The organism is Streptomyces sp. NPDC048584, assembly GCF_043199595.1.
Lineage (GTDB): Bacteria > Actinomycetota > Actinomycetes > Streptomycetales > Streptomycetaceae > Streptomyces > Streptomyces edwardsiae.
Genome location: NZ_JBICWF010000009.1, coordinates 37,359 through 63,908 on the forward strand (window position 1 = coordinate 37,359; position 26,550 = coordinate 63,908).

Genomic DNA, 26,550 nt, shown 5'->3' on the forward strand with positions numbered 1-26,550 from the left:
AGATTCTCCGCCGGTACCCGCACGCACCCAGAGGAGACCGCGTGACCGACCGCTCCATCACGCCCGACGCCCGGCCGCCGCACCCCGCCCCCGACGCCACGCCCGACCTCTCCCCCCGGAACCCCGACTGGTGGCGGCAGGCCGTCGTCTACCAGGTCTACCCGCGCAGTTTCGCCGACGCGGACGGCGACGGGCTCGGTGATCTGCGCGGCGTCACCCGGCGTCTCACCCACCTCGCCGCCCTCGGCGTCGACGCCCTGTGGCTGAGCCCCTTCTACCCGTCCGAGCTCGCCGACGGCGGCTACGACGTCGCCGACCCGCGCGGTGTCGACCCGCGCCTCGGCACGCTCGACGACTTCGACGCGCTCGTGGCGGAGGCCCACCGGCTCGGCCTCAAGGTGATCGTCGACATCGTCCCCAACCACAGCTCCCACCAGCATGTCTGGTTCCAGGAGGCGCTGCGGGCCGGGCCCGGCTCCCCGGCCCGCGACCGCTATGTCTTCCGCGACGGCAAGGGGGAGCGGGGCGAGCTGCCGCCCACCGACTGGCAGTCCGTGTTCGGCGGCAGCGCGTGGCGGCGGGTGCCGGACGGGCAGTGGTACCTGCACCTGTTCGCCGCCGAGCAGCCCGACCTGAACTGGGGCCACCCGGACGTGCGCGCCGACGTCCGCACCACCCTGCGGTTCTGGTCCGACCGGGGCGTGGACGGCTTCCGCGTCGACGTCGCGCACGCCCTCGCCAAGGACCTCGACGAGCCGCTGCGCGACCTCGGGTCCCCCGAGCTGAGCGGCGAGGCCGGGCTCACCCACTTCGCGCCCGGCACCCACCCCTTCTACGACCGGGACGAGGTGCACGAGATCTACCGCGACTGGCGCAAGATCCTCGACGCCTACTCGCCGCCCCGGACGGCCGTCGCCGAAGCCTGGGTACCCGGTGCCCGCCGCGCCCTGTACGCCCGCCCGGACGAACTGGGCCAGGCCTTCAACTTCGAGTACCTCCAGGCGGGGTGGGACGCGCGGGAGCTGCGCCAGGTCATCACGGAGTCGCTGGAGACCGCGCACACCGCGGGTGCCCCGGCGACCTGGGTGCTCTCCAACCACGACGTCGTACGGCACGCCTCCCGGCTGATGCTGCCGCCGGGCACGGACGACAACGCGTGGCTGCTCTCCGGCGGCCACGCTCCCGCCGTCGACCGGGACGCCGGACTGCGCCGGGCCCGCGCCGCCACCCTGCTGATGCTGGCGCTGCCCGGCTCGGCGTACCTGTACCAGGGTGAGGAACTGGGCCTGCCCGAGGTCGCCGACCTGCCCACGGAGGTCCTCCAGGACCCGATCTGGGAGCAGACGGGGCATGTCCGCAAGGGCCGCGACGGCTGCCGGGTGCCGCTGCCGTGGACCACGGTCGGCCCGTCGTACGGCTTCGGGGCGGCCGGCGCGTGGCTGCCGCAGCCGCCGTCGTTCGCCGCGTACGCCGTCGAGGCGCAGGACGGGGTGGAGGGCTCGACGCTGGAGCTGTACCGCACGGCCCTGCGCACCCGCCGCAAACTGATCGACGGCGAGACGCTGACCTGGGCGGAGGACACCCCGGAGGGGGTCCTGCGGTTCGACCGCGGCGACGGCTGGAGCTGCGTGAGCAACCTGTCCACCGAACCGGTACCCCTCCCGGCGGGCGAAGTCCTCCTGACCAGCGCCCCACTGGAGGACGGCCGTCTGGGCCCGGACACGACGGCCTGGATCGGCCACTGAGTCCCCGAGCCGCCCCGGCACCGCCGCCGGGGCGGCTCGGGGAGGGGGCGGCGGCGCTGCCCCGGTGGAGCACCCGTACGGCCGTCCAGTACGGGCGGCCCGCGCGGACACCCCGGCAGAATCGGCGGAGGGGGTGTCCATGACCGCCGTACAGGGAGCCCGCCGACGATGAACAGGTCCAGCAGGACAGTGGCGGCCGCCGCGCTGACGGCGGCCGGAATTCTGGCCGGCGCGTGGCTGCCCGCCGCGGCGGACGACCGGGTGCTGTGGGCGGAGGTGACGATCCCGCCGGGCCGGGACGGCGTCGTCGAGGCCGCCGGTTTCACCGGACCCGCCCTCGGAGAGGGCTCCACGCTGACCCTGGCCGCCCCCTCAGGGGCGCGGGTGACGGGTGTCCCCCTCGGCATCCCGGGCTACCGGGGCGCGGTGGTCGCCGACGGGCGCGGCGCCGTCTACACCGCGGTCTCGGCGGAACACCCCTGGCGGACGGGCGGCTTCCCCTTCGTGCTGGCGGTATCCGCCGACGCCGTACCCGGAACCCGGCTCAGCGGCTGCGCCCTGCGCCTCGCGGACGCGGACGGCGTGACCCGCGCGGCGGGCGGCTGCCAGGTGACCGTGGGACTGGGCGAGCCGGTCCTGACCCGCCCGGAGTCCGGTGTGCCGCTGGACGCGCGGCCGGCGGTCGCCGGTACGGCCCACCCGGGAGCGCGGGTCACCGTCTCCGACAAGGACGGCCACGAGGTGTGCGCCGACACCGCCGGGTCCGACGGCCACTGGACCTGCACTCCCGGGGCTGCGCTCTCGGACGGCCCCAACCGGCTCCAGGCCACCGCCGCCCTGAACGGCGTGAGCGCGTCCAGCGAGCAGATCCAGATCACCGTGGGGGAGACCGCCCCGGCCCGGTGACGTCACACGTGCCCTGGACCGCCGCTGCCGAAGGCGCCGCTGGATCCGGGCAGCCAGCGCCTGCGCTTCTGGTCCTTGCCCGTTCTCGTCGCGGAGTGATGGAGCTCGTAGGGCATGAGCCGGGAGCCCGACTTCGACATGTCCGGCATCTCGTCCGGCTCCCGTATCTCCCGCATCTCGCGCACCGCGCCGCCGGCCGGGAGGTGCGGCTGCTCCTCGGCCTTCGGGCGGGGCTCCTCCTGGTCCATGTAGCGCATCCCGACACGCACGGCCCAGATCAGCGCGCCGGCCACGATCAGCCCGCCGATGAAGGCGCCGAAGACGGCCCACTTGTGCGTGTCCGCGGCCAGAACCACATACCACTTGTGCGTGTCCGCGGCCAGAACCACATACGTTGCCGTGTTCATGCTTCCGAGTATGGATGACGAAATAGGATAAAGCGCCCGGAATGCCCGACTCTGTCACGCGGGTGGTCCTCCCGGCGGGCGGCCGGCCCCGTGACATGGCAGATTGCGCCCGGAGGGAAGGCCGGGACGGGCCGTCGCGTCCCCACGTGTGCAGCTCGGGGCCCGCCCCCGGCCTTCCCGTCCCTCCCCGTGATCAGCGCAGCCGGACCGGGAGGGCGGTGAGCCCGCGCAGGAGGGTGCTCGTACGCCAGGTGAGGGCGGCGGGATCGGCGGCGAGCGCCAGGCCGGGGTGGCGGTCCAGGAGGAGGCGGAGGGCGACGGCGGCCTCCGTACGGGCCAGTGGGGCGCCCAGGCAGTGGTGGATGCCGTGGCCGAAGGCCAGATGCCCCTTGGGGCGGCGGGTGACGTCGAAGCGGTCCGGATCGGGGAAGGCGAGCGGGTCGCGGGAGGCCGCGGCCAGGGAGACGAGGACCGCGTCACCGGCGGCCACCCGGGTCCCGGCCAGCTCCAGCGGCTCGGCCGCGAAGCGGAACGCGCCCGAGTGCACGGGGGAGTTGAAGCGCAGGGACTCCTCGATCGCGGCGCCGGTCAGTGCCGGGTCGGCGCGCAGCAGGGCGAGCTGGTCCGGGTGGGTCAGCAGGCTGTGCACGGTCGCGGAGATCAGGTCGCCCGTCGTCTCGTGGCCCGCCACCAGCAGGAGGAAGGCCATGCCGAGGACTTCCTGGGCGTCGGTCCGGGCGTCCGTGGCCAGGGCCGCGAGCAGGGTGCCGTCGGGGGTGCGGGCCTTCTCGGCGATCAGGCCGGTGAGGTAGCCGGCCAGCGCGGCGGAGGAGGCGGCGGCGGTCGCCTCGTCGGTGGGCACGACCAGCTCGTTCGACCAGGTGTGGAAGTCCGCGCGGTCCGTCACGGGGACGCCGAGGAGGTCGCAGATCACCGTCACCGGCAACGGCAGCGCGTACGCGCTCACCAGGTCGGCGGTGTCCGGCAGGGGCGGTCTCGCCAGCAGGCCGCGTGCCACCGCCTCGATGCCCGGCCGCAGTGCGGCGATCCGGCCCGGTGTGAAACGGCCCGCCACCAGGTTCCGCAGCCGGGTGTGGTGCGGCGGGTCGCTCTGCAGCATGTTCCGGCCGACCGCGTGGCCGCCGTCGGTCTCCCAGGTCGCGGAGTGCCGGATGTCGTTGCGCAGCCGGGGGTCGGTGAGCGCGGCGCGCACCCCCTCGCGCGTCACCACCAGCCAGGCGTCGCCGCTGCCCGGGACGTGTACGCGGTGCACCGGGCCCTTCCGCCGCAGGTCCGCGAGGGCGGAGTAGGGGTCGTGCGCCGGGTCGTGCCCGCGGGGGGCCGGTTCCTCGAGGGTCGGGGCTCGCACGTCGGCGTCCTCTCTGCCGCGACAGTAAACGGGGACTACTCCCCGTTTCGTCTCCCGACGATAGCATTCGGTCGGGGAGTGATCCCCGTTTCGCTCGGACGGAAGACGAGGAAGACGATGCCCGTCGGTGATCAGGAGCCCGCGCCCCGGCAGCGGCGGGACGCCCGGCGCAACCGGGACCTGCTGGTGGAGGCGGCGCACGCGGTCTTCGGCGAGCAGGGGCTCGACGCGCCGCTGGACGTCATCGCCCGCCGGGCCGGCGTGGGCAACGCCACGCTCTACCGGCACTTCCCCACCCGCGCCGCCCTCGTCGACGCGGTCTTCCACGACCAGCTGACGGACACCATGGCGGCCGGTGAACGGGCCAGGTCCGCCCCGCACGCCTGGACGGGGCTGCGCGACTACCTCGGGGCCGTCTTCACCACCCTGGCCGCCGACCGCGGCACCAACGACCTGATGACCACCCGTCTGCCGGACGTCGAGGTCCTTCGCTCCGTGCACGCCCACAACCGCCGGACGGTGGAGCTGCTGCTGGACCGGGCCCGCGCGGAGGGCACCGTACGGGCCGACGTCACCACCGAGGACCTGCTGTTCGCCCTCGCCGCCCTCGGCCGCGCCGTCCCTCCGCTCACCGCGGCCACCACCACGGACGCCTGGCGGCGCCCCCTCGCCCTGTTCCTCGACGGCCTCCGTGCCGCCCCCGCCGCGGACCCCCTCCCCGGCACCGCGCTCACGGAGGCCGAACTCGACGACGCCCTCGCCGAAATGGGCCCCCACCGCACCACCCGTACGGCCGAAGACGCCAGGACCCGCGAGAAGCCGTGACGGCCGTCGGAGGGGCGTGCCGCGCGCTCAGCGGTGCGCCGTCGCGGGCTCCCCAGGACATCTGCCACGGCCGCGACAGGTTTTCCGCCCGGCCGACTAGAGTTCCCTCGTGGGGAACCCGTCCCCCGTGGCGGACCGTGCCCACCGTGGTCCGCGGAAAGGTGCGTATGCCCTCCGAAAGTCAGCCGTACGCCGACGGCCGGCAGCCGGACCAGGACCGGTCCCCCGTCGCGGACCGGCTCGACGACGACCATTTCCCGGCCTACACCATGGGCAGGGCCGCGGAACTGGTCGGAGCCACACCCGCTTTCCTCCGCGCCCTGGGCGAGACGCGGCTGATCACCCCGACGCGCTCGGACGGCGGCCACCGCCGCTACTCGCGCCACCAGCTGCGGCTGGCCGTCCGGGCCCGCGAGCTGGTCGACCAGGGCACCCCCGTCGACGCCGCGTGCCGCATCATCAGCCTCGAGGACCAGCTGGAGCAGGCCGAACGCGTCAACGAGGAGCTGCGCCGCAGGGGTGCGGGGGCGGGTCATGGACCCCGGTGAAAAGCTGTCGCCGCCGGACCAGAAATTCCCCAACCGCTGCGGAAAATCTCTTTCCCTAAACACGCCGTCCGGGTTTAATTCCAGTGATTTTCCTCGCTTGCCGCTGCCTATTTCCGTGCTAGGCTGACGCCAGTTGCAGTTGTGGTTGCCAGTTTGCTACCGGGTCTCCGGGCAGGTGATCATCGCGACGATGAAGGGATTCGTAAAGTGCGAGTCCCAGCACTGTCTCAGGAGAATTGATATGGCCACCGGTACGGTGAAGTGGTTCAACTCGGAAAAGGGCTTCGGCTTCATCGAGCAGGACGGCGGCGGCGCTGACGTCTTCGCCCACTACTCGAACATCGCCACCTCGGGCTTCCGCGAGCTCCAGGAAGGCCAGAAGGTGAGCTTCGACGTCACCCAGGGCCAGAAGGGCCCGCAGGCGGAGAACATCGTTCCCGCCTGACCTGCACGCAGGGTTTGAGAGCAGGGCCCCGCACTTCGGTGCGGGGCCCTGCTCCGTTTATTCCCGGCGACCCGCCGAATTCCCCGCCGCCCCCGCATTTCACCCGGGCTCAACGTGAGCGCAATGCTTTCGCTTCCGCAGCGCGTCCACCGCGATCCCGCGGGCGAGGGCCTCCCGGGCCTCGGCCGGCAGCAGCCGGACCGCCTCGGTGATCGTCACCTGGCGGCTGGTCCGCTCGAACAGCCGGAGGCCCAGCTCCCGTTCCAGCCGCTGGACGCGCTGCGACAGCGGCGGCCGATCCCTCCCCAGACGGGCCGCGGCACGCCCGAAGTGTGACTCTTCTGCAACAGCCACGAAGCACTCCAGGGGCCGCACCAGGCCCACGACCAGTCATCATATCGAGTATTGATAGATCCAAGATCGATAGCGGACTTGGACGTACGCCCCCTTCCGCTGCTGTGGTCGACCGCATGAGTTCCTACGTCGACTTCTCTCACACCGGCCCCGGCCGTCGCCGCCCGCGCAGAACGGCGAAGGCGTTCACCGCCGTCGCGGTGGTGGCCGCTGTCGCCGCCGGCGGGGCGTACGCGACCGGTCTCGGTCCCTTCGGGGGCGAGGACGGCCCCGATCCCGAGGCGGTGGCCGAGGCCCGCGCCTTCCTCGCCGACTGGTCCGCCGGACGCCTGCCCGAGGCCGCGGCCCGTACGACGGGACCCGACCGTGCCGAGGAGGTGCTGCAGGGTTTCACCGCCGGCCTCGACATCGAGGAGCCGGAGCTCACCGCCGGGACACCGAAGGACACCGGCGACGGCACGGTCACCGTGCCCTTCACCGCGCGGATGCCCGTCACCGGCCTGGGCGTCTGGACGTACGACTCGAAGCTGCCGCTGCGGCAGGCGGACGACGGCGCCTGGAAGGTGGAGTGGAGACTGTCGCTGGTCCACCCCCGGCTCAGCGACACGGAGAAGTTCCGGCTCGAACGCGAGGAGACCGCGCCGGTCGAAGCCACCGACCGCGACGGCGAAACCCTCTCGGGCACCACCCACCCGTCCCTCGCCCCGGTCCTGGCACAGCTCGCCGGGGGTACGGACGGCGGCGGCGCGCGCGGCACGGTGCAACTCGTCGACCGCGCCACGGGGAAGGTGGAGCGTACGGAGGCGTCCTTCGGCGGCGACGACACCCGGAAGGACGAAGGCCCCGTCCGCACCACCCTCGACGCAGGCTGGCAGGCCGCCGCGGAACGCGCCCTCGGCGAGGCCGACGGCAAGAACGCCTCGCTCGTCGCCCTGCGCATCGACGACGGCGAGATCCTCGCCGTGGCCAACTCGCCCGCCACCGGCTTCAACCGCGCAGTCTCCGGCACCTACGCACCCGGCTCCACCTGGAAGATCGTCACCAGCGCGGCCCTGCTGCTGAAGGGCGCGGTCGCCCCGGACGACGTCGTGGACTGCCCCCAGTACCTCACCGTCGGCAAACGGTTCCAGAACGTGGAGACCTCCGAACACCCGGGCGCCACCTTCCGCAAGGACTTCACCGAGTCCTGCAACACCGCGTTCATCAGCCTGCGCGGCAAGCTCGGCGACGGTGAGCTCGGGGAGGTGGCGAAGAAGCACTTCGGCGTCGGCCAGACCTGGCACGTGGGCGTTCCCTCGTACGACGGTTCCGTGCCGGTGCCGCGCGACGCGACGGAGAAGGCCGCGTCGATGATCGGACAGGGCCGCGTCCAGGCCAACCCGCTGATCATGGCGTCGGTGACGGCGACGGCCGTGTCCGGCACGTTCCACCAGCCCTCGCTCGTCGACGGCACCGAGGACGAGACCACCACGATCCCGCTGCCGCCGGAGGTGGTGTCCCAGCTGCGCACTCTCATGCGGGCGACCGTCACCGAGGGCACGGCCCGCGTACTGGCCGGGCTGCCCGGCGACATCGGCGCCAAGACCGGCACCGCCGAGGTCTCCGACGAGCAGGACAACAACGGCTGGCTGGTCGCCCACCGGGGCAATGTCGCCGTGGCCTGCGTGGTCGAGGAGGGTGTCACCGGGGGCGGCTCGGCGGGACCGGTGATCGCCTCCCTGCTGTCCGCCGTACCCGAGTCCTGACCTGCCCTCCCTCGCGACCGAAGGGCCCTCCCCGTGACACCAGCCCCCTCCCGCCGCGTGCTCCTGCTCGCGGCGGCCCTCGCCCCGGTGGCCGGATGCGCCACCGGCACCCCCACACGCGCCCCGGAAGCCGCCGCGCCCGGCCGCCCGGTCCCCGCCCCGGCCGACCCCCAGGGCCTCACCGACCTCGAGCGCGAGTACGGCGCACGGCTCGGGGTGTACGCCGTCGCGACCGGAACCGGCGCCACCGTGATCCACCGCGCCGACGAACGCCTCGCGCTCTGCTCCACCTTCAAGACACTCGCCGCGGCGGCCGTACTGGACCGGGGGCCGCTCACCCGCCTGGACCGGCGCGTCCGCTACACCCGGGCCGACCTCGTCCCCTACTCACCGGTCACCGAGAAACACGTCGACACCGGCATGACGCTGCGGGAACTCTGCGCCGTGGCCGTCCGCCACAGCGACAACACCGCCGCCAACCTGCTCCTGCGCGACCTCGGCGGCCCGTCCGCGCTCACCGCCCATCTGCGCGGACTCGGCGACCGGGTGAGCCGCCTCGACCACACCGAACCCGAGCTGAACGGCAATCCGCCCGGAGACCCGCGCGACACCACGACCCCCCGGGCCGTCGCCGCCGACTACCGCGCCCTGGTCCTCGGCGACGCCCTGCCGGCCGCGAAACGCGCCCTGCTGACGGACTGGCTGGTCGGCAGCACCACCGGCGGCAAGCGCATCCGGGCCGCGGTGCCCCGCGACTGGAAGGTGGGCGACAAGACCGGCACCGGCGACTGGGGCCGCGCCAACGACATCGCCGTACTCTGGCCGCCGCGCGGCGCCCCGCTGGTGATCGCCGTACTGACCGAACGCCCCGACCGTGAGGCGGCCGCCGACGACGCCCTGGTCGCCGAGGCGACCCGGCGCACGCTGGCGGCCCTCGTCTGACGGGCGCGGTCAGCCCAGACAGATCACCAGAAGACAGAGCTGGGGGTCGGGCGCGGTGGTCGACGGAGCGGACGGCGTGGTCTGCCCCTGATCCGCGCCGCTGCCGTTGCCGCTGCTGCCGCCGCCGTTGTCGTTGTCGTCGTCGGCCGCCGGGGGCGGTGTCGCGGGCGGGGTGGCCGTACCGGAGCCGCCACTCTCCTGGGACGCGGACCCGCCGTCCCCACCCGCTTCCGCGCGGGCGCCGGTGTCCGGGGACGCCGACCGCCGCCCGGACGGCGAGGACGGCTGGGAGGTCACCGCCGTGTCCGACACGGCCGCGCCCTCCGTGCGGGTGTCCGACGGTGTGCCGGGCGCAGGAGCCGCCTCGGCGGCTCGCCGGTCACCGGCCGAGGGCTCCCGCTCCGTACGCTCCGGGGAGGCGCTCGGCACGTCGTCCAGGTCGTCGTACTCGTCCGCGAGATCCTTGCCGCCGCCCATGCCCCGCAGATCCGGTGCGCTGGCGGCCTGGGCGCGGTCCCCGCCGCCCCGGTCCATGGAGGCGAGGGTGAGCCCGCCGCCCACCAGGGCCACCGCGGTGGCGACCAGGGCACGCCGCTGCGTCTTCTTCCAGCGGGCCACCTGCCGCCGCCGCGCCGCCCGGCCCGTACCCGTGGGCGCGGCCACCGCGGCCGGCTCCGCCACGTCGTCGGGGCGCGGGGCGGGAGGACGGACGTCGGTCTCGGACGCCGTGGCGGCCGTCGCCGTACCGGGGACGGTGTGACCGCCGATGACGCTGGGCGCGATGTCGGGGGCATAGGCGCCGCAGCCCGGGCAGACCAGGGCGCCGTTCAGATGCCGCCGACACGTGGAGCAGTAGTCCATCCGCCGTCTTCCTGAGTTGACGTACCGACGCCCGCCGAGGGGTCGGCCGGTCCGGAGCAGGGAACAGCCCACGCTAACGACGCCCGCGACCCACTGTGTGCAGTCCGTGTGCCGCTCCTGCGCACATTCTCTGCGCACCCCGCGAGAAGGCCGTGAGCACGCATGTCGCACCACCGCACAACGGACACAGTCACGGGGACGCCACGCTGCACTCGCCCGGAAGGCCCTCCACGTGAACCCCCGTACCACCCCCCGCACCGCGTCCGCCGTCGTGCGCCGCTCCGCCGTGCTCCTCACCGCCGCCCTGTCCGCCCTGACGCTCACCGCGTGCGGGGTCGTCGGCTCCGTCGGCGGTGACGACGAGTCCGCGTCACCGAGCAGGAGCTACGACATCACCGTGGGCCTGCTGCTGCCGGACACGGCCACGGCACGCTTCGAGAAGTTCGACTACCCCCTCATCAGGGACCGCGTCTCCTCCCTCACCGACAAGAAGGGCAAGGTCGTCTACGCCAACGCCGAGGGCAGCAAGGAGAAGCAGAGCGAGCAGTTCGGCAGACTGATCGCCGACGGCGTCGACGTGATCGTGGTGGACGCGGTGGACTCCGCGGCCGTCGCACCGGACGTGGAGAAGGCGAAGAAGGCCGGCATACCCGTCATCGCCTACGACCGCCTCGCCCAGGGCCCGATCGACGCGTACGTCTCCCACGACAACGAACTCGTCGGCCAGGTACAGGGCCGCGCCCTCGTGAACGCGCTCGGCGAGGACGCCGAGAAGAGCAAGGTCGTCATGATGAACGGCGCGCCCACCGACCCGAACACGGCACTGTTCCGGGAGGGCGCGCTCGCCGAACTGGACGGCCACGTCGACATCGCCAAGTCGTACGACACCCGCAAGTGGCTGCCCGAGGTCGCCGCGGAGAACATGCGCAAGGCGATGAAGGAGATCGGCACCGCCGACATCGCCGCCGTCTACTCGGCGAACGACGGCATGGCCGGCGCGGTCATCGACGTGCTGCAGGACGCGGGTGTCACCGACCTGCCGCCGGTGACCGGGCAGGACGCCGATCTGGCGGGGGTGCAGCGGGTCGTCGCGGGCACGCAGTACATGACGGTGTACAAGTCGTTCCTGCTGGAGGCGACGGGGGCCGCGGACATCGCGGTGGCCAAGGTGCAGGACCGGTCGATCCAGTTCGACGCGCTCGCCCGTGACGTGGTCGACAGCCCGACCCGGAAGGACATCCCGGCGATGCTGGTCCCGGTGGTCGCGCTGACCCGGGAGAACATCGAGGCCACGGTGGTCCAGGACGGCGTCTACTCCGTCGGGGACATCTGCACCGCCGCCTACAAGGCGGCCTGCGCGGAGATCGGCCTGACCTCCTAGCCCCGACGAAGTGGCCGGCCCCGGACGGACCCGGGACCGGCCACGACACGCACCTCGGTCACCTACAGCGTCACGACCCGCCCGCCGAGCGTGACGACCAGCCGCCCGTCGGAGGCGAAGGACCAGCCCAGCGCACCCGAGTAGGTGGCGCACCGGGAGCCGTTGGAGCCGGACCAGAACTGGTTCGAGCTGTCGGAGTTGCCGATGATCCGGTCGTTCGTCCCGCTGCCGCTGCGGCACGACGTGTTGTTGCGGAACACCGAACTGCCGTCGTCGAAGTTGAAGTTGCGCTCGGCGCTGTCGACGCTGAGGTTGTTCGACACGGTCATCGAGCCCGGGTTGCTGTTGTAGGTGAACCCGTGCTTGCCGTTGTCGTAGGCGATGCTGCGCCGGACGACGTGGTTGACGGCGATGTCCTCGCCGCCGAGCTTGTAGCCGTTGCGGTCACCGTTGCCGGCCTGGCCGCCGTTGGAGAGGGTGCCGTTCTCGTAGGCGAGGGAGTCCTCGATGGTGACCGCGCCGATCGCGCCGGTGTCGTCCTTGGTGTAGAGGTCCCAGCCGTCGTCGATGTTGTTGTGCGACACGGCGTAGCGGAAGACGTTGCCGGGACCCGAGGTGAGCTTGGCGGCGAAGCCGTCGGCGTCCTCACCGTCGGAGTCGGCGTTGTCGTGCGACTCGGCGCCGAGGATCAGGTTGTCGGACGGCCACTGGCTGCTCGGCGTGTCGGAGGACATCCGCGAGAGCTGCAGCCCGGTGTCGCGGTTGTACCGGGTCACCGTGCGCTCGAAGACGTTGTTGCTGCCGCCGACGAAGATGCCGTTGTCCCCGGCGCGTTCGACGACGATCCCCTTGACATGCCAGTACGACCCGTTCACGGCGAGCCCGCGGTTCGACGAACTCTCGCTCTGCGCCGAGAAGTTCAGTACCGGCGTCTCGCCCGGGTAGGCGGCCAGCTCGGTACGGTCGCCCGAGGTGCCGTTGTTGCCCGCGGGGATGGTGACCGTCTGGGAGTGGTTGTACGTGCCGCCGCGCAGGTAGATCGTGCCGCCGGGGGTGATCCGGTCGATGGCGGAGGCGAGCGTGGTCGGATCGGACTGTGTACCGGACGCGCCGGCGCTGCCGCCCGGTGCCACGTAAAGGGTGCCGGTGGGCGGCGGGGTGGTGGTGTCGCCGCTCGTCTCCACCTCGATGTAGTCGATGTTGGGCAGCCCGGCGGACGAGGTCGGGCTCAGCCGTACGGTGTTGCTGCCCGACCGCACCGGTACGGAGAACGTCTTCGTCGTCCAGCCCGTCCAGTCGCCGGTGGCCTCGAAGGAGGCGGACGCGACCGTGCTGCCGTTCACCACGATGCTCGCGGCGCGGGCGCTGCCGCTGCCGTTGGCGAAACGCACCCGGAGCGTGGCCGTCTCGGCGGCGGAGGCGCTCACGGTGAACTGGGCGTAGCCGCCCGTCCCGTTGGTGCCGTTGCAGAAGCCGCTGCCGGAGTAGCCGGACCACTCGGTCTCGATGGCGCCGGTACACACCGCGGAGCTCCCCTCGGCCTCGTACCGTACGGACGCGGCCTGCGCGGGGTTGCCGGACAACGCGACGAGCGTGCCGGCGAGCAGGCCGGCGCAGGCGAGGGCGGGTCTCATGTGCATCGTTCGTCTCCAGGTTCGGTCGGCTGGTGGGACGAGCTGTGCGTTCGGATCCGTGAACGGAGAAAGCGCTTTCTGGGACGGTAGGGGCCTGCTGTGGACGCGTCAAGTGGCGCGACGCCGCATCAGATTCACACTCATGAACACATCAGTGCCGTCCGAAGCTCGGAGAGATCGCCGGACCGCGCCGCCCCGGCGAACGCCTCCCGGAACCGCCGACCCTCCCCGGGGCTCACCGACGTACGCCGTCCGCCGGCGAGGTGCTTGCGGGCCCGGCTCACGATCTGACGGGTGTTGACCTGACTGATCCGGAGGTCCTCGGCGATCTGGCTGTACGGGCAGTCGAACGCCACGCGCAGCACGTAGGCGGCCCGCTCGGTGGGGCCGAGCCGTTCGACGAGCAGACACAGGGCGGCGTCCAGCGCCTCCGCGCGTTCGGCGCGGACGGCGGGGTCCGCGCCGGTGTCGACGGGTTCGGCGGCCGACGGGCCGAACCCGGTCTCGTGGCGCACCCGCGCGGAGCGGGTGACGTTGAGGGCGAGCCGGACCGTGATCCGGGTCAGAAAGGCGGGGGGATCCTGTACGCGTGTACGGTCGGTGTTCTGCCAGCGCAGCCACGCGTCCTGGACGACGTCCTCGGCCTCGGCCGTGTTTCCCACAATGCGCTGCGCGAGCCGCAAAAGGCGCGGGCGGATTGCGGTGAAGGCCGCTGCGGCGGCGGTCAGGGTATCGGTGGAAGACATCTGTGCGGAATGCATGGTGTCTCTCCTCGGGTGCCGCTCTTTTTGTTTCTTTACCGGACCCCATTAATGCGGTGTCCGCGGTGCGCGGGCATCGGTCATCCGACTGTTCACGGTGACTGCCGACGCGGCCGCCGGGGGCGTCCGGCGGCCCGCGCGTGTGACGCGTACGACGGCAGAAGGGGTCGCCGTGCAGTCGCTTGACTGATGCCCGGGGCCTCGTCCGGGAGCAGACTCGGTGACGTGGGGGCTGGGGATCAATGCACGTCAGGGGGAGGGGGAACGGGAGAGATGTATCGATGAGCGGTCGGTCCTCCGAGACCCGACGGGACCCGGTGACCTGCCGGACACCCGTCCGCCTCGTCAGGGAACGGGCACACCTGTCGGTCGTCACGGATCTTCGGTACGACCGTGCGGACCCTTATGCGGTGACGATTCTCTTCAATGCGGACGCGGGTCCGGGAATGGCGGTCGAATGGCGCTTCGGCCGTGAGCTTCTGCTGGCCGGGCGGGAGGGGTTGAGCGGGCTCGGGGATGTGCGGATATGGCCGTCGCGGGTGCGGGGATACGACCTGGTGTTCATTTCCCTCCGGGCGGGAGCGGAAATGGATGTGGTGGCTGTTCCGGGGGTGGTGATCGACGTATTCGTCCAGCGAACGCTGGAGGCTGTTCCGGTGGGGGAGGAGGAACGCCTCCTGGACGTCGAGAGGGACATGGGGTCGTTGCTGGACGATGTCTGAGCGGGGTTTCGTTCGGGGGTGTCGTACGGGTACCCCGCGTTGGATGTTCCTGGGTGTTCGCGCGGCCCGGCGCTTGCGGGGTGCCGTCGCTCCCACCCGTGCGGAGGGGGTCGGGCGGGCGCCCGGTGTCGGGCTGGGCGGGGGGTGTTCGCGCGGCCCGGCGCTTGCGGGGTGCCGTCGCGCCCACCCGTGCCGCCCTGCGGCACGATTGCCCGCGGATGGCGGATGGCGGATGGCGGATGGCGGATGGCGGAGAGACCGGGGTGGGTTTGCCGCCCCAGCGGCGCTGCTGCCCGCGGGTGTGGAGTGTGGCGGGGGCTGGTCGCGGCGGACGTAGTGCGGTGGGCGGGGTGCAGGCGCGTACGGCGGGAAGGGGACGGGGCGGGGGTGGCCGCCCGCAGTGGCTGGCGCGTCAACGTCCCGCACCCCTGTCCAGCAAGCCCAGTCGCGCCAGTCCGAGGACGGACACCCCCGACGCGGCCCCGACCCACCCACCACGCATGGGCGCTACCCCAGCCCCCACCGGACCGAAAGCGGCGCCGCAGGCACCCCACCCACCGGACCTGAAGGCCGCGCGCAGGCACCGCCCCCACCGGACCGAAAGCCGCGCCGCAGGCACCCCCCGAGTCATTCCGCAGTCGTTCGACTGATGTTTCCGTGGGGCCGGTAGCATGTGCCCGGTGAGCCGGATATCTGTTGTGGTGCCACCCCGCGCGCGATGATCGGCCGGGACGAGGAGCTCCGTACCCTTCGTGACCTGCTGGCGGACGCCGCCGCCGGGCACGGCAGCGCGGTGCTGGTGCACGGCAGCGCCGGGGTCGGCAAGTCCGCCCTCCTGCGCACCCTCGCCACCGACGCGACCGACAGCGGCTTCCGCATGCTGCGCACCTCAGGCGTCGAGACCGAGCAGTGGCTCCCCTTCGCCGCCCTGCAACTCCTGCTGCAACCGGCGGCCAGGGGCATCAAGAACCTCCCCACCCCCCACCGCCTCGCCCTCAACGCCGCCTTCGGCGCCACGGAGACCGAGACCGAGCCCCAGGTGTTCCGCGTCGGTCTCGCCGTACTGGAACTGCTCGCCGACGCCGCCGCCCGTCAGCCCCTGCTGATCCTCGCCGACGACGTGCAGTGGATCGACTCCTCCAGCCGGGACGTACTCAGGTTCGTCGCCCGCCGCACCCGGGACCACGCGATCCTGGTCGTCGGAGCCGCGAGGGTCCCGTCCGCCGCCTCGTACAGCCCGGGCCTGAACCCGGACATGCACCTGCGGCCCCTCGACCACACGGCCGCCGCGGCGCTGCTCGACGCCTGCGCCCCCGACCTCCCGCCGCCGGTGCGCGGACTCATCCTGGACCGGGCCGCGGGCAACCCCCTGGCCCTGGTGGAGCTGCCGAAGGCAGTCCATGGCGCCCCCGCGCACCTGGACGACCTCCCCCTCACCCAACGCCTGGAGGCCGCGTTCGCCGCACGGACCGACTCGGTCAGCGTCCAGTGCCGTACGTTCCTGCTGGCCCTGGCCACCGAACCGACCGCACCGCTGAGCAAGCTGCTCGACGTGGCCGGCCGGCTCTGCGACGCCACGGTGTCGGCCGCGGCGCTGCAGGAGGCGGTCGACGCGGACCTCGTCGTCCTGGCCGGCCGCAGTGTCGAGTTCCGGCACCCGCTGATGCGCTCGGCGATCTACACACGTGCCACGGTCACCGACCGCCTGGCCACCCACCGCGCCCTCGCGGCGGTGCTGGAGGACAGCCCCGAACGCCAGCTCGTGCACCTGGCCGCGTCCACACTGGGACCGGACGAGGAACTGGCCGCACGACTGGAACGCTTCGCCGACGGAGCCCAGGCCCAGGGCAGGCCCGCGGCCGCGGTCCCGGCCCTGCGCCAGGCCGCCGAACTGGTCCACGACGCCCGCCGCCGTACCGGCATCCTGGTGAGGGCGGCCGAGCTGGCCAGCGAGGTCAATGACCGCATCAACACGCAACTGCTGCTGGACCGGGCCGACATGGGCGAACTCGGCCCCCCGGAGCGGGCCCGGCTGATGCTGGTGTCGGACCGGTCCGCGTTCGAGCCGGACGAGCCGCACCGGCGGATCCTGGAGATGGTCACCACGGCGGCCGGCGCGTTCGACGCGGGCAGCGCGGACGTGGCCGAGGACCTGCTGTGGCGGGCCGCCGCACGCTGCTTCTTCCAGGACGGCGACGCCGAGGTACGGGCCCGTGCCACGGCCGAACTGGACCGGTGGCACCCCGGCCCGGACGCCCCGCACGTCCTGACGGTACGGGCGTACACCGAGCCGTACCGCTACGGCACGGACGTGCTCGCGAGGCTCGACGGCGTCGAGCCCGACCGGCAGGACGGCCGGACGATGCACTTCCTCGGCAGCGGCGCGATGGTCGTCGGGGAGTGCGCCCGCGCCACCCGCCATCTGACGGTGGCGGCCGCGGCGTGGCGCGCGCAGGGCAGGCTCGGACTGCTCGCCCGCTCGCTGGCGGGCTCCTGGCCGCGGGTGTATCTGGGTCAGCTGGACCGGGCCCGCGAGGAGGCCGGCGAGGGGATGGAGCTGGCGGAGGAGACCGGGGAGTCGATCGTCTGGCTGGGTGTGAAGGCGACGTCCGGCCTGGTGGCGGCGTTGCGCGGGGAGACGGAGGAGGCGGAGCGGACGGTCCGTGTCCTGCGCACCCACCACCTGTTCCCCGGTATGCCCTTCGCCACGGTGATGGCGACGCAGGTCGACGGCCTGCTGGCGCTCTTCGACGGCCGCCCCGCCGAGGCCTACGAGATGTTCGCACGGGCGTTCGATCCGGGGGATCCGCACCACCACTCGGTGAGCTGCTGGCTGCTCGCCCCGGATCTGGCGGACGCGGCGGTGGCCGCCGGCACCGTCGAGCGGGCGCGCGAGCTGCTGTCGGACCTTCCGGAGCTGGCCGAGCGGCTGCCCTCGGAGATGATGGTGGTCGCGCGGGCGTACACCGACGCGGTGCTGGCCCCGGACGACACGGCCGAGAAGGCGTATGCCGAGGCCCTGGACGCCCTCCCGGCCTCCTGGACCCCGGCCCGTGCCCGGCTCCACCTGCACCACGGCCGCTGGCTGCGCCGTCAGCGCCGTAACGTCGACGCCCGCACCCCGCTGCGACTGGCCCGTGAGGAGTTCGACCGGATCGGCGCGCGGCCATGGGCGGAGATGGCGCGCGAGCAGCTGCGCGCCGCCGGTGAGGCGGGCGGAAGGCGGCACACGAACACCAGCGAGCAGCTTTCGGCGCAGGAGATGCAGATCGCCGTACTGGCCTCGCAGGGCCTGAGCAATCGCGAGATCGGCCAGCGCCTGTTCATCTCGCACCGCACGGTCGGCGCCCACCTGTACCGCATCTACCCGCGCCTCGGCATCACCAGCCGGGGCAAGCTCGCCGCGGCCCTGGCGGCACTGCGCGAGGACCAGCCGGCCGTCTGAGGAAGCGGCGGAGAAGGCGTGGCCGCCCGTGAGAACCGGCGGCCACGGAATTCCGGACGCAACCCCCACCCGCCGACGCCCCCGGGTATGTGACGCACCACACATCGCCCGGCGATGAGAACGCTCCCCGCCGCCGGTCATATCCGCGACGACCATCCGACGAGCAACGGAACGGGAGCACACCCATGAGCGACGCGGTGAAGGGCCCGGCGAGCTACTTCCCCTCCATCGAGAAGAAGTACGGCCGCCCGGTCGCCGAGTGGAAGGAGCTGATCCGCTCCTCCCCGCTGACCAAGCACATGGAGCTCGTCTCCTGGCTGAAGACCGAGCACGGACTGGGCCACGGCCACGCCAACGCCCTGGTCGCCCACACCCTGGCCGAGAGCTGACCGGCCCCGCGCCGACGCCGTACGGCCCCGCGCCGGCGCCGTACGGCCCCGCGCCGGCGCCGTACGGCCCCGCGCCGGCGCCGAGTGCGGCACCGGACCCGGAGCCCTCACGAAGACGCCCGCCCATGCCCGGGAGCTACGATCCGGTACATGGCGTTGAGCGCACAGGACGTGGACCGTTTCGAGGCCTCCAGGCCGCGGCTGGAGGCCATCGGCTACCGCCTGCTCGGCTCCGCGAGCGAGGCCGAGGACGCGGTGCAGGAGACGTTCCTGCGCTGGCAGGCCGCCGACACCGGCCGTATCGAGGTGCCCGAGGCGTGGCTGACCAAGGTGCTCACCAACCTGTGCCTCAACCAGCTCGGCTCGGCCCGCGTCCGGCGCGAGACCTATGTGGGTGAATGGCTTCCCGAGCCGCTGCTCGCGGGCGACCGGATGCTCGGCCCCGCCGACACCGCCGAACAGCGCGAGTCGGTGTCGTACGCGGTCCTCGTCCTGCTGGAGCGGCTGACCCCGAACGAGCGGGCGGTGTACGTGCTGCGGGAGGCGTTCGGCTGTCCGCACCGGGAGATCGCCGCGATCCTCGACATCGGCGAGGCCGCCAGCCAGCAGATCTTCCACCGCGCGAGGAAGCACGTCGCGGACGGCAAGGCGCGTACCGAGATCGACCAGGCCGCCGCCCGGCGAGTCGTCGACGAGTTCCTCGCGGCCGCCACCAGCGGCCGGACGGAGCCGCTTGTCCGGCTGCTCACCCAGGACGCGGTCGCGGTCGGCGACGGCGGCGGGAAGGTCCCGGCCCGCGCCAAGGCGTTCGAGGGCGCGCTCGCGGTCGCCACGTTCATGCGGGGCCTGTTCAAGCCGGGCAAGGCCAAGCAGGACCTCGTGGGCGGTTCGCCCGGTGTCTACGCCACGACCGCCAACGGCGACCCCGCCCTGGTGGCGGTCCTCGACGGCCGGGTCATCGGGGTCATGTGCTTCGCGATCACGCCCGACGGCATCACCGCGATCCGCAGCCAGGTGAACCCCGACAAGCTGGAACGCGCGACCCGGCTGTGGGCGGCCGACGACCACGGAGAACCCCTGCTCATCGCCTTCTGACCCCCATGTGACACACGTCACATCCTGCTCCTGTCAGGAAACGGCGGGCCGCCCGGTTCAAGGGGCGACCCGCCGAAGAGCAGCCGTAGAGCCGACGACAGGAGCAGGAAAATGCAGCACCGCATCATCGTCCTCGGAGCCGGATACTCCGGAGCCATCGCCGCCGGGCGGCTGGCCAGGCGGCTGCGCCGCGAGGACGTCGCCATCACCCTGGTCAACGCCGAACCCGACTTCGTGGAACGCGTCCGCATGCACCAGCTGGCGGTGGGCGAGGAGCTGACGCCCCGCCCCTTCAGCGAGATGTTCGAGGGCACCGGCGTGGAGCTGAAGCTCGCGAGGGTGACGGGCGTGGACGCCGACCGCAAGACCGTGACCGTCGACGCCGAGGGGCCGGAGGTCCTGCCGTACGACACCCTCGTGTACGCCCTCGGCAGCGGCTGGAACACCCAGGGTGTCCCCGGTACCGCCGCACACGCCCACGACATCGCCGCCCGTCCCGGCGCCCTCCGGCTGCGCGAACGCCTCGCCGGTCTGGCCGCCGGGGAGCCCGTGGTCGTGGTCGGGGCCGGGCTCACCGGCCTGGAGGCCGCGACCGAGATCGCCGAGGCCCGCCCGGACCTCGACGTCTCCCTCGCCGCCCGCGGCGAACTCGGCGACTGGCTCTCCCCCAAGGGCCGCCGGCACGTACGGAAGGTCACCGGAAGGCTCGGCATCACCGTGCACGAGCACACCGCCGTCACCTCCGTCGAGGCCGACCGGGTCACCACCGCCGACGGCCGCACCCTCCCGGCCGCCGTCACCCTGTGGACCGCCGGCTTCGCCGTCCACCCGCTCGCCCGGGGCACCGCCCTGGAGACCACCGGCACGGGCCAGATCGTGGTCGACGACACGATGCGCTCGGTCTCGCATCCGGACGTGTACGCCATCGGCGACGCGGCCCTGGTCATGGGCCCCGGCGACAAGCCCCTGCGGATGTCCTGCGCGTCCGGTGTCCCCACCGCCTGGCAGGCCGCCGACTCCGTCGCCGCCCGTCTCACCGGCGGCAAGCTCCCCCACGCGCCGCTGCGCTACTTCAACCAGTGTGTCTCGCTGGGCCGCAAGGAGGGCCTGATCCAGTACGTCACCGCCGACGACCGCGCCGTCAACGCGGCCCTGACCGGACGTCTCGCCGCCTTCTACAAGGAACTGGTCTGCAAGGGCGCCGCGTGGAGCGTGGCCAACCCGACCCTCGGTATCCCGACCCGCTCCCGGGGCGTCGTGGCCGCCACCCCGGAGACCTCGGCCACTCCGCTCAGGCCCGCGGCCTGACCCCGCCGGCGGACCGGTGGCCACGGCCGCCGGTCCGCGGCCTGCGCGGTGACGCGCTCGACGGCCCGGTTCTGCCCCGTGTCCACGGCGAGCGCCCGGTCGCGCGGAACTCAACGTACCGGGAAGCCGAACGAGTAGCCCTGCTCCTTCAGCCAGGGAAGGACCTCGCGCAGGGCGTCGACGGTCTGCGCGCGCTCGCCTCCCGCGTCGTGGAAGAGGATCGTCGGCCCGTTGGAGATCTCCCGCTTGACCGTCGCGACGATGGCGTCCGCGCCCGGCTGCTCGAAGTCCTTGGTGTCCACGTTCCAGCCCAGCGGCCGCATGCCCCGGGAGGCCGCGATCTTACGGCTGTGGGGGGTGAAGGCGCCGCCCGGTGCCCGGTAGTACATCGGCCGTACGCCCCCGGACGCCTCGGTGATCATGCGTTCGGCGTCGAGGATCTCCTTGGTCTGGTACGCCTCGGGCTTCTTGTCCATGGAGGTGTCGTGCGACACCGAGTGGTCGCACAGCCGGTGCCCGGCCGCGACGACGTCCTTCACGAGGTCCGGGTGGGCCCGGGCCTGCAGGCCCGTCATGCAGAACGTGGCCTTGACGTCGTACTCCCGCAGCAGATCCAGCACTTGGGGGGTCCACGCGGGGTCGGGACCGTCGTCGATGGTGATGTTGACGCCGCGCGGCCCCTTGTCGGAGGCGTGCACGATGCTCACGTCGACCGGCTTGACGTCCCCGCCGGGGGTGGCCGGGGCGGACGCCTTCGGCGTCGAGCCGTTCACGGCGTCGGCCTGCGCGGTCCACACCGAGGCGCCGACGGCGAGCACGGTCACTCCGAGCGCCGCCCCGACCATCTTGCCGTACCAGCCCCGCCCGCCGCCGTGCCGCGCCATGTCCGCCCCGCCTTCGCTCAGTTGCCCGCCCGGTCCCCGGTGACCTTGCGACCACCTGCCATGACGAGGTTCAACGGCGAGAGGATCCGCCCGTTACGGAGCGCGCACAATTCCGGGGATTTCCACGGACATTGCGGCGGCCTTCCCTAGGCGGCCTTGTCGCGCCCGCGTCGCCGCCGCAGCGGTGCCGTGAGCCACATGAACAGGGCGACGAGGGCCAGCACCACCGCCCCTCCCACGACAGTGGGAACGGCCGCCATGAGAAAGAGCGTGACCAGCAGCTCCCCCCACGTCGGCTCCTCGGCCATGGTGCTTCCGCCTCGTGCCATGAAGGACATTCTCGGCTACACCTGCTCCGGGCCCTGCCCCGGGCAGGGGCAGGGCCCGCGCCGCGTCAGGGCGTGTACAGCGACTGCAGCCGGGTCACCCGTCCTTCCGCGTCGAAGCTCAGGTCGTAGCCGACGAGCGCCGGGGACGACGACTGGGCCGTGAGGCGGGTGACGAACTCCGCCTGGGAGTACGACGCGGGGTGCTTGCCGTCACCGAGCGGGACCGAGAGCAGGATCGTGGCGTCCTCGGTCATCGGTACCTCGGTGTAGGCGCCCTTGCCCGGGATGATCACCCATGCCTCGAACTGGGGGTGGGCCTTCTTCTGGGCGGGCCGTACCGACAGATACGTGCGTCCGTCGCCGGTCCGGGCGCTCTTGATCTGCACGAACTGCTTGGTGCCGGCCCAGGGGGCGGTGGTGGCCGGCGCGGTGACCGGGTCCGCCCCGGCGGCCGTCGCGGAGGGTGCCGCAGAGGTGGCCGGGGCGGTGATCGGGTCCGCCCCGGCGGCCGTCGCGGAAGGCGCCGCCGAGGTCGCGGGTGCGGTGGTGGCCGCCGCCTGGCCGTCGCCCCCACTGTCGCAGCCGGTCAGGACGACGAGGCCGAAGACGAGAGCGGTGAGCCGGTGTGTGACGCGCATGGTCAAGGTCCCCCATGGATCAGGTGTGTTCGGGATACGAGGTCTCTACGCGCCGACCCACGCCCGGGGTTACACCCCGTTCCGGTTTTCTTTTCCGCGCCGGCTCACTCGCCGAGCCAGTACGCCTCCCGCAGCGACTGCACCCGGCCCTCGCCGTCGTAGTCGATCGCGAACACCCACCGCGGCCCGCCCGCCAACCGGTCGACCAGTTCGCCGAGTTGCAGGTCCGCGGGGCTGCCGCCCGCCAGCCGCCGCGCCTCGACCAGCGTCCCGCGCGGCAGGATCAGCGTGTGCACCACACCGGTCCCTCGCTGCTCGACGGTGACCCGTACCGTGCCCCCCTCCGCCACCGCCCCGTACACAACGCCGAGTTCGCTGCCGTACTCCTCCCCCGGGGCAGGCGCCGGCGGTACGAAGGCCGAGGCGGTCGGTGCCGGAAGGACGGCCGGCGGATCGGCCGCCCGGGGAGCCCGTGTCAGCGCGAGACCGCCCACGGCCAGCACCGCGACCAGCAGCGCGCCGCCGCCCGCCACCGCGGCCCGCTTGCGGCGCAGCCGCTGCTCACCGCGCGCCCGGACCCGTTCCGCGGTCAGCGGTGTGGTGTGCCGTACACCCGATGCGGCGAGGTCGGCCAGATGCTCCTTCAGCCCGGTCTCGTCAGTCATGACGTACCTCCGACAGGCGGGTCGTGGTCCGGGGATCGAGTTCGGTGTCGGTGAGCAGCCGGGCCAGCGCCGCACGGCCCCGGCTCAGATGGGCCTTGACCGTACCGACGGGACAGGCGGCCTCGGCGGCCACCTGCTCGACCGTGAGGTCGCACAGATGATGGAGCACCACGGCGCGTCGCTGCGCCTCCGGGATCCGCCGCAGTGCCCCGACGAGCAGCACATGGTGCGGTTCCGGCGGCGGCACCGCGGCCGGCGGACCCTGCCGTCGCGCGAACGCCAGCGCCGTACGCACCCGCCGCCACCGGCTGACCGCAAGCCGCCAGGCCACCGTGCGCACCCACGCCTCGGGGGCACCGCCCAGATCCAGCTCGGCCCGCCGTTCCCAGGCCCGTGCGAAGGCCTCCTGCACGACGTCCTGCGCCTCGGCGAGGTCACCGGTCATGGCGTACAGCTGCCCGATGAGCCGCCCGACGCTCGCGGCGTAGAAAGCGTCGAACTCCTGCTCGTTCACGCCGTGCGTCTCGTCCGGTGGTGATCCCATGCCTCTCCTGTCACGCCGCACGGTGCCACGCGACGTCCCCACCGCACAAGAAGCACGGGTCGGCTCGCCGGTGCCCGCGAGTCGACGGCCTCCCCGTCACGTGGTCGCGCATGGTGATGAACCCTCGCGTAACTCATGGTGAACCACCGCGGGAACTCCCGCCCCGCCACTTACTGTGAACCCCGCCGCGCCCCATGGCGCGGCCGCTGCCGCAGTGCCCGGGGAGGGGCGCCGACGGCAGTTGTCGGGGGGCGGGAAGCTGCTGGTCACCCTTTGCGGGTCCATCGTCTCGTCGTGCCCGGAATCCGTTCCGTGAAGGGTGAGGAATAGCCGTGAGACGTATGACCCCCGTTCTTCTGTCCCTCAGCGCACTGCTGGCGGCCTCCGCCTGGACCGCCCCCGCGGCCGGCGCCGCCCCGCAGTCGGTCCCGGCCGGATGGGACAAGGTCGACGCGGCCGAACTGGCGGACTTGGCCGGGGACCCGGCCGCCCGGAAGGCCCCGCTCGCCGATGTCTCCGCGCAGGCCGAGGAGCCCGAGCTGCTGGCCATGCAGTCGCTGCGCAACAACAATTTCGTCTCGACGGAGAAGACGTACCCGGCCCCCGACACCGGCGTGCTGAGGGCCCGTACGGCCCAGTACACCGGCTCCTGGGAGGGCTTCGCCTTCGAGTTCGACGAGACCACCAGCACCTACGCGCTGAAGTCCCTGGCCAACGACCGCTATGTGGCGGTCGAGAAGAACTTCACCGGCGACGCGAAGAACGAACTCCGCGCCCGTTCCACCTCCGTGGGCGGCTGGGAGCGGTTCGTCCTCTACCACCACGAGGACCTGGACCGCTGGGCACTCCAGTCCACCCTGAACGGCCTGTTCGTCACCATGGAGAACAACTACACCGGCTCCCTCCAGTACGCCCTGCGCGCCCGCTCCACGGAGATCGCCGGCTGGCAGGAATTCAACCTCTACACCCTGGAACCCTGACCCCACTCAAGAGGGCCCGGGGCCAGCACCCCGGGCCCCTCGTGACCACGGCACCGGCTGCCTGACATGCCCAGGGCCATGAGGCCGACGCCGACGGCGGTCACCGACGGGGGCGTGAAACCGCCGCACGCCACCAGCAGCGCACCCGCCCCTCAGAAGGTGCAGGACATGACCTTGCAGCCGAGCGCCCGGTACCGGCCGAGCAGCAGGCCGTGCACGCCGAGAACGGCGCCCACACCTGCCCGACCCCCGGACCAACCGGAAACCCCGCCCCTGCCCGCGCCTGTCAGGTACGCCGACCGGCCAGCCGGTAAACGACGTACGCAAAGCCGAGAATGACGTCGACCGCCACCCACAGCCCGACGACGAGCCCCACGCCGATCGAGGCCCCGACCTCCCCCGCGTTCGCACGACTTCAGGCGGTCACCCGTCATCCCCCGGCACTCCTTAGGCGTCCGGCTCCCGCTCGTGGCGCCCGAGATCACCCACACCAGAAACAGAATCTGAACGGCCGGAAAGACCCGCACGAGACCTCGGGCCGCTCTGAACACGGGGACGCCGGTGCCGAGCCCTGCGAAAGCGGTGTCCGGACAGCAAGCAAGGCCCAAGTCGATGACCTGGGCCTTCTTCGCGGCGCGGTGACGAGAATCGAATCGCGCCCTCAGCGCGGGCTGCGTCCCGCTCGATCGCGCCGCGCAGTCGATGCGCTTCCCGGCCGGTCGGGCGGGGGGATCAGCGCAGTCCGGCGAAGAGATCGTTCTCGGGTACGGGGGCGCCGGTGGCGTCCTGGACCCGTACGAAGGTCTCCGTGCCCATCAGCTCACCGAACCTCTCCTTGCCCATCTTGAGGAAGAAGATGTTCTCGCCCTGACTGGCGTGTGCGGCCAGCGCGTCGTACTTCTGACCGCTGAAGGCGGTGGTGTCCACCCACGTGGTGATCTCGTCGTCGGGGAGACCGATCTCGGCCAGCGCGGCGGCCTCGGCGGGATCCGGCTCCGGCATGTCCTCACCGAACTCGCGCATGATCTCGCCGAACCGCCGCATCCCGGAGCGGGGCATCGTGGTCCAGTACACCTTCGGTGTCAGCTCGGTCAGCTCCAGCGCCGCCATCGTGATGCGGTGGGCCTGGATGTGGTCGGGGTGGCCGTAGAAGCCGTTCTCGTCGTAGGTGACGACCACATCGGGCCGGTAGTGCCGCATGAGTTCCGCGAGCCGGGCGGCGCCTTCCTCGACGGGGGTCTGCCAGAAGGACCCGGGGGAGTCGTTGCTCGGCCACCCCATCATCCCGGAGTCGGCGTAGTCCAGCGTCTCCAGCTCGCCGACCTTCAGGACGTCACAGCTCGCTTCGAGTTCCTGGCGGCGCATCAGGGCGACGGCGGCCGGATCATGCCCGGGGTCGCCCGGCTTGACACCCCCCGGCCCGTCACCGCAACCGCCGTCGGTACACGTCACGAGAACCGTGCGGATCCCTTCCGCCGCGTACCGCGCGAGGACCCCTCCGGTTCCCGTGGCCTCGTCGTCGGGGTGGGCGTGTACTGCCATGAGCGTCAAGGGTCGGTCAGTCATGAAACGGTCCTCCTGCTGAGATACGTCCTGGTCCAAGCGGCGCGGCGGGCGTACCGCGACTC

General features: G+C 72.5%; 26 protein-coding genes. 14 read left to right on the plus strand and 12 right to left on the minus strand.

The features are described 5' to 3' along the window. The first annotated feature begins 41 nt into the window (after positions 1-41). Positions 42-1,745 carry a glycoside hydrolase family 13 protein gene (locus tag ACGFR9_RS20580; RefSeq protein WP_393210543.1) on the plus strand — a complete coding sequence of 568 codons (1,704 nt, stop codon included), beginning with the start codon at positions 42-44 and terminating at the stop codon, positions 1,743-1,745. A gap of 168 nt (positions 1,746-1,913) precedes the next feature. Then, complete coding sequence (locus ACGFR9_RS20585) at positions 1,914-2,651, plus strand: Ig-like domain-containing protein (RefSeq protein WP_393210546.1); 738 nt, start codon at positions 1,914-1,916, stop codon at positions 2,649-2,651. 2 nt (positions 2,652-2,653) lie between these two features. On the opposite strand, the gene ACGFR9_RS20590 is transcribed toward ACGFR9_RS20585, so the two are convergent. Beyond that, positions 2,654-3,058 (minus strand): DUF6479 family protein, encoded by a 405-nt coding sequence (locus ACGFR9_RS20590; RefSeq protein WP_393210549.1) that lies wholly within the window; start codon positions 3,056-3,058, stop codon positions 2,654-2,656. 193 nt (positions 3,059-3,251) lie between these two features. Then, the gene (locus ACGFR9_RS20595; protein WP_393210552.1) at positions 3,252-4,427 is read right to left on the minus strand and encodes a cytochrome P450; all 1,176 of its coding nucleotides are present in this window, start codon (positions 4,425-4,427) and stop codon (positions 3,252-3,254) included. 117 nt (positions 4,428-4,544) lie between these two features. Between ACGFR9_RS20595 and ACGFR9_RS20600 the strand changes: the two genes are divergently transcribed. The 3 genes from ACGFR9_RS20600 to ACGFR9_RS20610 all read left to right on the plus strand — a co-directional run bounded on the left by ACGFR9_RS20600 (position 4,545) and on the right by ACGFR9_RS20610 (position 6,245). After that, entirely contained in the window at positions 4,545-5,252 is a 708-nt protein-coding gene (locus tag ACGFR9_RS20600) for a TetR/AcrR family transcriptional regulator (RefSeq protein ID WP_393210555.1), read from the plus strand. Positions 5,253-5,419: 167 nt separating this feature from the next. Further along, positions 5,420-5,800, plus strand: a complete 381-nt coding sequence (locus tag ACGFR9_RS20605; protein WP_393210557.1) for a MerR family transcriptional regulator — start codon at positions 5,420-5,422, stop codon at positions 5,798-5,800. 241 nt (positions 5,801-6,041) lie between these two features. Beyond that, on the plus strand, positions 6,042-6,245 hold the full coding sequence (locus ACGFR9_RS20610) for a cold-shock protein (protein ID WP_003969786.1): 204 nt from the start codon (positions 6,042-6,044) through the stop codon (positions 6,243-6,245). A 99-nt stretch (positions 6,246-6,344) separates the two neighbouring features. Here the strand turns inward: ACGFR9_RS20610 and ACGFR9_RS20615 are convergent, their stop codons facing one another. After that, the gene (locus ACGFR9_RS20615) at positions 6,345-6,629 is read right to left on the minus strand and encodes a LysR family transcriptional regulator (RefSeq protein WP_393210561.1); all 285 of its coding nucleotides are present in this window, start codon (positions 6,627-6,629) and stop codon (positions 6,345-6,347) included. Between the two features lie 86 nt (positions 6,630-6,715). Between ACGFR9_RS20615 and ACGFR9_RS20620 the strand changes: the two genes are divergently transcribed. Together ACGFR9_RS20620 and bla are read left to right on the plus strand one after the other, a co-directional pair. Then, the gene (locus ACGFR9_RS20620) at positions 6,716-8,344 is read left to right on the plus strand and encodes a penicillin-binding transpeptidase domain-containing protein (protein ID WP_393210564.1); all 1,629 of its coding nucleotides are present in this window, start codon (positions 6,716-6,718) and stop codon (positions 8,342-8,344) included. A gap of 33 nt (positions 8,345-8,377) precedes the next feature. Beyond that, positions 8,378-9,286 carry a class A beta-lactamase gene (gene bla, locus ACGFR9_RS20625; RefSeq protein ID WP_393210567.1) on the plus strand — a complete coding sequence of 303 codons (909 nt, stop codon included), beginning with the start codon at positions 8,378-8,380 and terminating at the stop codon, positions 9,284-9,286. A 9-nt stretch (positions 9,287-9,295) separates the two neighbouring features. On the opposite strand, the gene ACGFR9_RS20630 is transcribed toward bla, so the two are convergent. After that, complete coding sequence (locus ACGFR9_RS20630) at positions 9,296-10,147, minus strand: hypothetical protein (protein ID WP_393210570.1); 852 nt, start codon at positions 10,145-10,147, stop codon at positions 9,296-9,298. A 232-nt stretch (positions 10,148-10,379) separates the two neighbouring features. On the opposite strand from ACGFR9_RS20630, the gene ACGFR9_RS20635 reads away from it, so the two are divergent. Continuing rightward, positions 10,380-11,528: a sugar ABC transporter substrate-binding protein gene (locus tag ACGFR9_RS20635; RefSeq protein ID WP_393210572.1), complete on the plus strand. Its 1,149-nt coding sequence runs from the start codon at positions 10,380-10,382 to the stop codon at positions 11,526-11,528. A 62-nt stretch (positions 11,529-11,590) separates the two neighbouring features. Here ACGFR9_RS20635 and ACGFR9_RS20640 read toward each other — a convergent pair whose 3' ends face one another. Then, positions 11,591-13,168, minus strand: a complete 1,578-nt coding sequence (locus ACGFR9_RS20640; RefSeq protein ID WP_393210575.1) for a carbohydrate-binding protein — start codon at positions 13,166-13,168, stop codon at positions 11,591-11,593. Between the two features lie 134 nt (positions 13,169-13,302). After that, the gene (locus ACGFR9_RS20645) at positions 13,303-13,908 is read right to left on the minus strand and encodes a sigma-70 family RNA polymerase sigma factor (RefSeq protein ID WP_393210577.1); all 606 of its coding nucleotides are present in this window, start codon (positions 13,906-13,908) and stop codon (positions 13,303-13,305) included. Positions 13,909-14,204: 296 nt separating this feature from the next. Between ACGFR9_RS20645 and ACGFR9_RS20650 the strand changes: the two genes are divergently transcribed. From ACGFR9_RS20650 to ACGFR9_RS20670, 5 genes are all read left to right on the plus strand, one after another. Continuing rightward, entirely contained in the window at positions 14,205-14,645 is a 441-nt protein-coding gene (locus ACGFR9_RS20650) for an SsgA family sporulation/cell division regulator (protein ID WP_393211242.1), read from the plus strand. A gap of 718 nt (positions 14,646-15,363) precedes the next feature. Continuing rightward, complete coding sequence (locus tag ACGFR9_RS20655) at positions 15,364-18,090, plus strand: ATP-binding protein (RefSeq protein WP_393210580.1); 2,727 nt, start codon at positions 15,364-15,366, stop codon at positions 18,088-18,090. A gap of 185 nt (positions 18,091-18,275) precedes the next feature. Continuing rightward, on the plus strand, positions 18,276-18,479 hold the full coding sequence (locus ACGFR9_RS20660; RefSeq protein ID WP_393210583.1) for a DUF4287 domain-containing protein: 204 nt from the start codon (positions 18,276-18,278) through the stop codon (positions 18,477-18,479). Positions 18,480-18,629: 150 nt separating this feature from the next. After that, positions 18,630-19,574, plus strand: a complete 945-nt coding sequence (gene sigJ, locus ACGFR9_RS20665; RefSeq protein WP_393210586.1) for an RNA polymerase sigma factor SigJ — start codon at positions 18,630-18,632, stop codon at positions 19,572-19,574. Between the two features lie 111 nt (positions 19,575-19,685). After that, complete coding sequence (locus ACGFR9_RS20670) at positions 19,686-20,882, plus strand: NAD(P)/FAD-dependent oxidoreductase (protein ID WP_393210589.1); 1,197 nt, start codon at positions 19,686-19,688, stop codon at positions 20,880-20,882. Positions 20,883-20,992: 110 nt separating this feature from the next. Here the strand turns inward: ACGFR9_RS20670 and ACGFR9_RS20675 are convergent, their stop codons facing one another. The 5 genes from ACGFR9_RS20675 to ACGFR9_RS20695 all read right to left on the minus strand — a co-directional run bounded on the left by ACGFR9_RS20675 (position 20,993) and on the right by ACGFR9_RS20695 (position 23,942). After that, complete coding sequence (locus ACGFR9_RS20675) at positions 20,993-21,766, minus strand: polysaccharide deacetylase family protein (RefSeq protein WP_393210592.1); 774 nt, start codon at positions 21,764-21,766, stop codon at positions 20,993-20,995. 146 nt (positions 21,767-21,912) lie between these two features. Beyond that, positions 21,913-22,095, minus strand: coding sequence for a hypothetical protein (locus ACGFR9_RS20680; RefSeq protein WP_393210595.1), 183 nt, complete (start codon positions 22,093-22,095; stop codon positions 21,913-21,915). Between the two features lie 65 nt (positions 22,096-22,160). After that, complete coding sequence (locus ACGFR9_RS20685; protein WP_393210598.1) at positions 22,161-22,733, minus strand: hypothetical protein; 573 nt, start codon at positions 22,731-22,733, stop codon at positions 22,161-22,163. Between the two features lie 104 nt (positions 22,734-22,837). Further along, a complete protein-coding gene (locus ACGFR9_RS20690; RefSeq protein WP_393210601.1) occupies positions 22,838-23,398 on the minus strand; it encodes a hypothetical protein in 561 nt (186 codons plus the stop codon). Then, positions 23,391-23,942, minus strand: coding sequence for a SigE family RNA polymerase sigma factor (locus ACGFR9_RS20695; RefSeq protein WP_393210604.1), 552 nt, complete (start codon positions 23,940-23,942; stop codon positions 23,391-23,393). The genes ACGFR9_RS20690 and ACGFR9_RS20695 overlap by 8 nt, the downstream gene beginning before the upstream one ends. A 341-nt stretch (positions 23,943-24,283) precedes the next feature. Between ACGFR9_RS20695 and ACGFR9_RS20700 the strand changes: the two genes are divergently transcribed. Further along, positions 24,284-24,922 (plus strand): hypothetical protein, encoded by a 639-nt coding sequence (locus ACGFR9_RS20700; RefSeq protein ID WP_393210607.1) that lies wholly within the window; start codon positions 24,284-24,286, stop codon positions 24,920-24,922. Between the two features lie 732 nt (positions 24,923-25,654). Here the strand turns inward: ACGFR9_RS20700 and ACGFR9_RS20705 are convergent. After that, on the minus strand, positions 25,655-26,488 hold the full coding sequence (locus ACGFR9_RS20705; protein WP_393210610.1) for a PIG-L family deacetylase: 834 nt from the start codon (positions 26,486-26,488) through the stop codon (positions 25,655-25,657). Positions 26,489-26,550: the final 62 nt, after the last annotated feature.

Bases quoted from the DNA above. Each gene is read 5' to 3' on its own strand.
- ACGFR9_RS20605 (WP_393210557.1), top strand. From the start codon at position 5,420: ATGCCCTCCGAAAGTCAGCCGTACGCCGACGGCCGGCAGCCGGACCAG.
- ACGFR9_RS20645 (WP_393210577.1), bottom strand. From the start codon at position 13,908: ATGTCTTCCACCGATACCCTGACCGCCGCCGCAGCGGCCTTCACCGCA.
- ACGFR9_RS20610 (WP_003969786.1), top strand. From the start codon at position 6,042: ATGGCCACCGGTACGGTGAAGTGGTTCAACTCGGAAAAGGGCTTCGGC.
- ACGFR9_RS20620 (WP_393210564.1), top strand. From the start codon at position 6,716: ATGAGTTCCTACGTCGACTTCTCTCACACCGGCCCCGGCCGTCGCCGC.
- ACGFR9_RS20630 (WP_393210570.1), bottom strand. From the start codon at position 10,147: ATGGACTACTGCTCCACGTGTCGGCGGCATCTGAACGGCGCCCTGGTC.
- ACGFR9_RS20670 (WP_393210589.1), top strand. From the start codon at position 19,686: ATGCAGCACCGCATCATCGTCCTCGGAGCCGGATACTCCGGAGCCATC.
- ACGFR9_RS20585 (WP_393210546.1), top strand. From the start codon at position 1,914: ATGAACAGGTCCAGCAGGACAGTGGCGGCCGCCGCGCTGACGGCGGCC.
- ACGFR9_RS20685 (WP_393210598.1), bottom strand. From the start codon at position 22,733: ATGCGCGTCACACACCGGCTCACCGCTCTCGTCTTCGGCCTCGTCGTC.
- ACGFR9_RS20650 (WP_393211242.1), top strand. From the start codon at position 14,205: ATGAGCGGTCGGTCCTCCGAGACCCGACGGGACCCGGTGACCTGCCGG.
- ACGFR9_RS20705 (WP_393210610.1), bottom strand. From the start codon at position 26,488: ATGACTGACCGACCCTTGACGCTCATGGCAGTACACGCCCACCCCGAC.
- ACGFR9_RS20695 (WP_393210604.1), bottom strand. From the start codon at position 23,942: ATGGGATCACCACCGGACGAGACGCACGGCGTGAACGAGCAGGAGTTC.
- ACGFR9_RS20640 (WP_393210575.1), bottom strand. From the start codon at position 13,168: ATGCACATGAGACCCGCCCTCGCCTGCGCCGGCCTGCTCGCCGGCACG.
- ACGFR9_RS20655 (WP_393210580.1), top strand. From the start codon at position 15,364: ATGATCGGCCGGGACGAGGAGCTCCGTACCCTTCGTGACCTGCTGGCG.
- ACGFR9_RS20680 (WP_393210595.1), bottom strand. From the start codon at position 22,095: ATGGCACGAGGCGGAAGCACCATGGCCGAGGAGCCGACGTGGGGGGAG.
- ACGFR9_RS20675 (WP_393210592.1), bottom strand. From the start codon at position 21,766: ATGGCGCGGCACGGCGGCGGGCGGGGCTGGTACGGCAAGATGGTCGGG.
- ACGFR9_RS20660 (WP_393210583.1), top strand. From the start codon at position 18,276: ATGAGCGACGCGGTGAAGGGCCCGGCGAGCTACTTCCCCTCCATCGAG.
- ACGFR9_RS20690 (WP_393210601.1), bottom strand. From the start codon at position 23,398: ATGACTGACGAGACCGGGCTGAAGGAGCATCTGGCCGACCTCGCCGCA.
- sigJ (WP_393210586.1), top strand. From the start codon at position 18,630: ATGGCGTTGAGCGCACAGGACGTGGACCGTTTCGAGGCCTCCAGGCCG.
- ACGFR9_RS20700 (WP_393210607.1), top strand. From the start codon at position 24,284: ATGACCCCCGTTCTTCTGTCCCTCAGCGCACTGCTGGCGGCCTCCGCC.
- ACGFR9_RS20590 (WP_393210549.1), bottom strand. From the start codon at position 3,058: ATGAACACGGCAACGTATGTGGTTCTGGCCGCGGACACGCACAAGTGG.
- ACGFR9_RS20600 (WP_393210555.1), top strand. From the start codon at position 4,545: ATGCCCGTCGGTGATCAGGAGCCCGCGCCCCGGCAGCGGCGGGACGCC.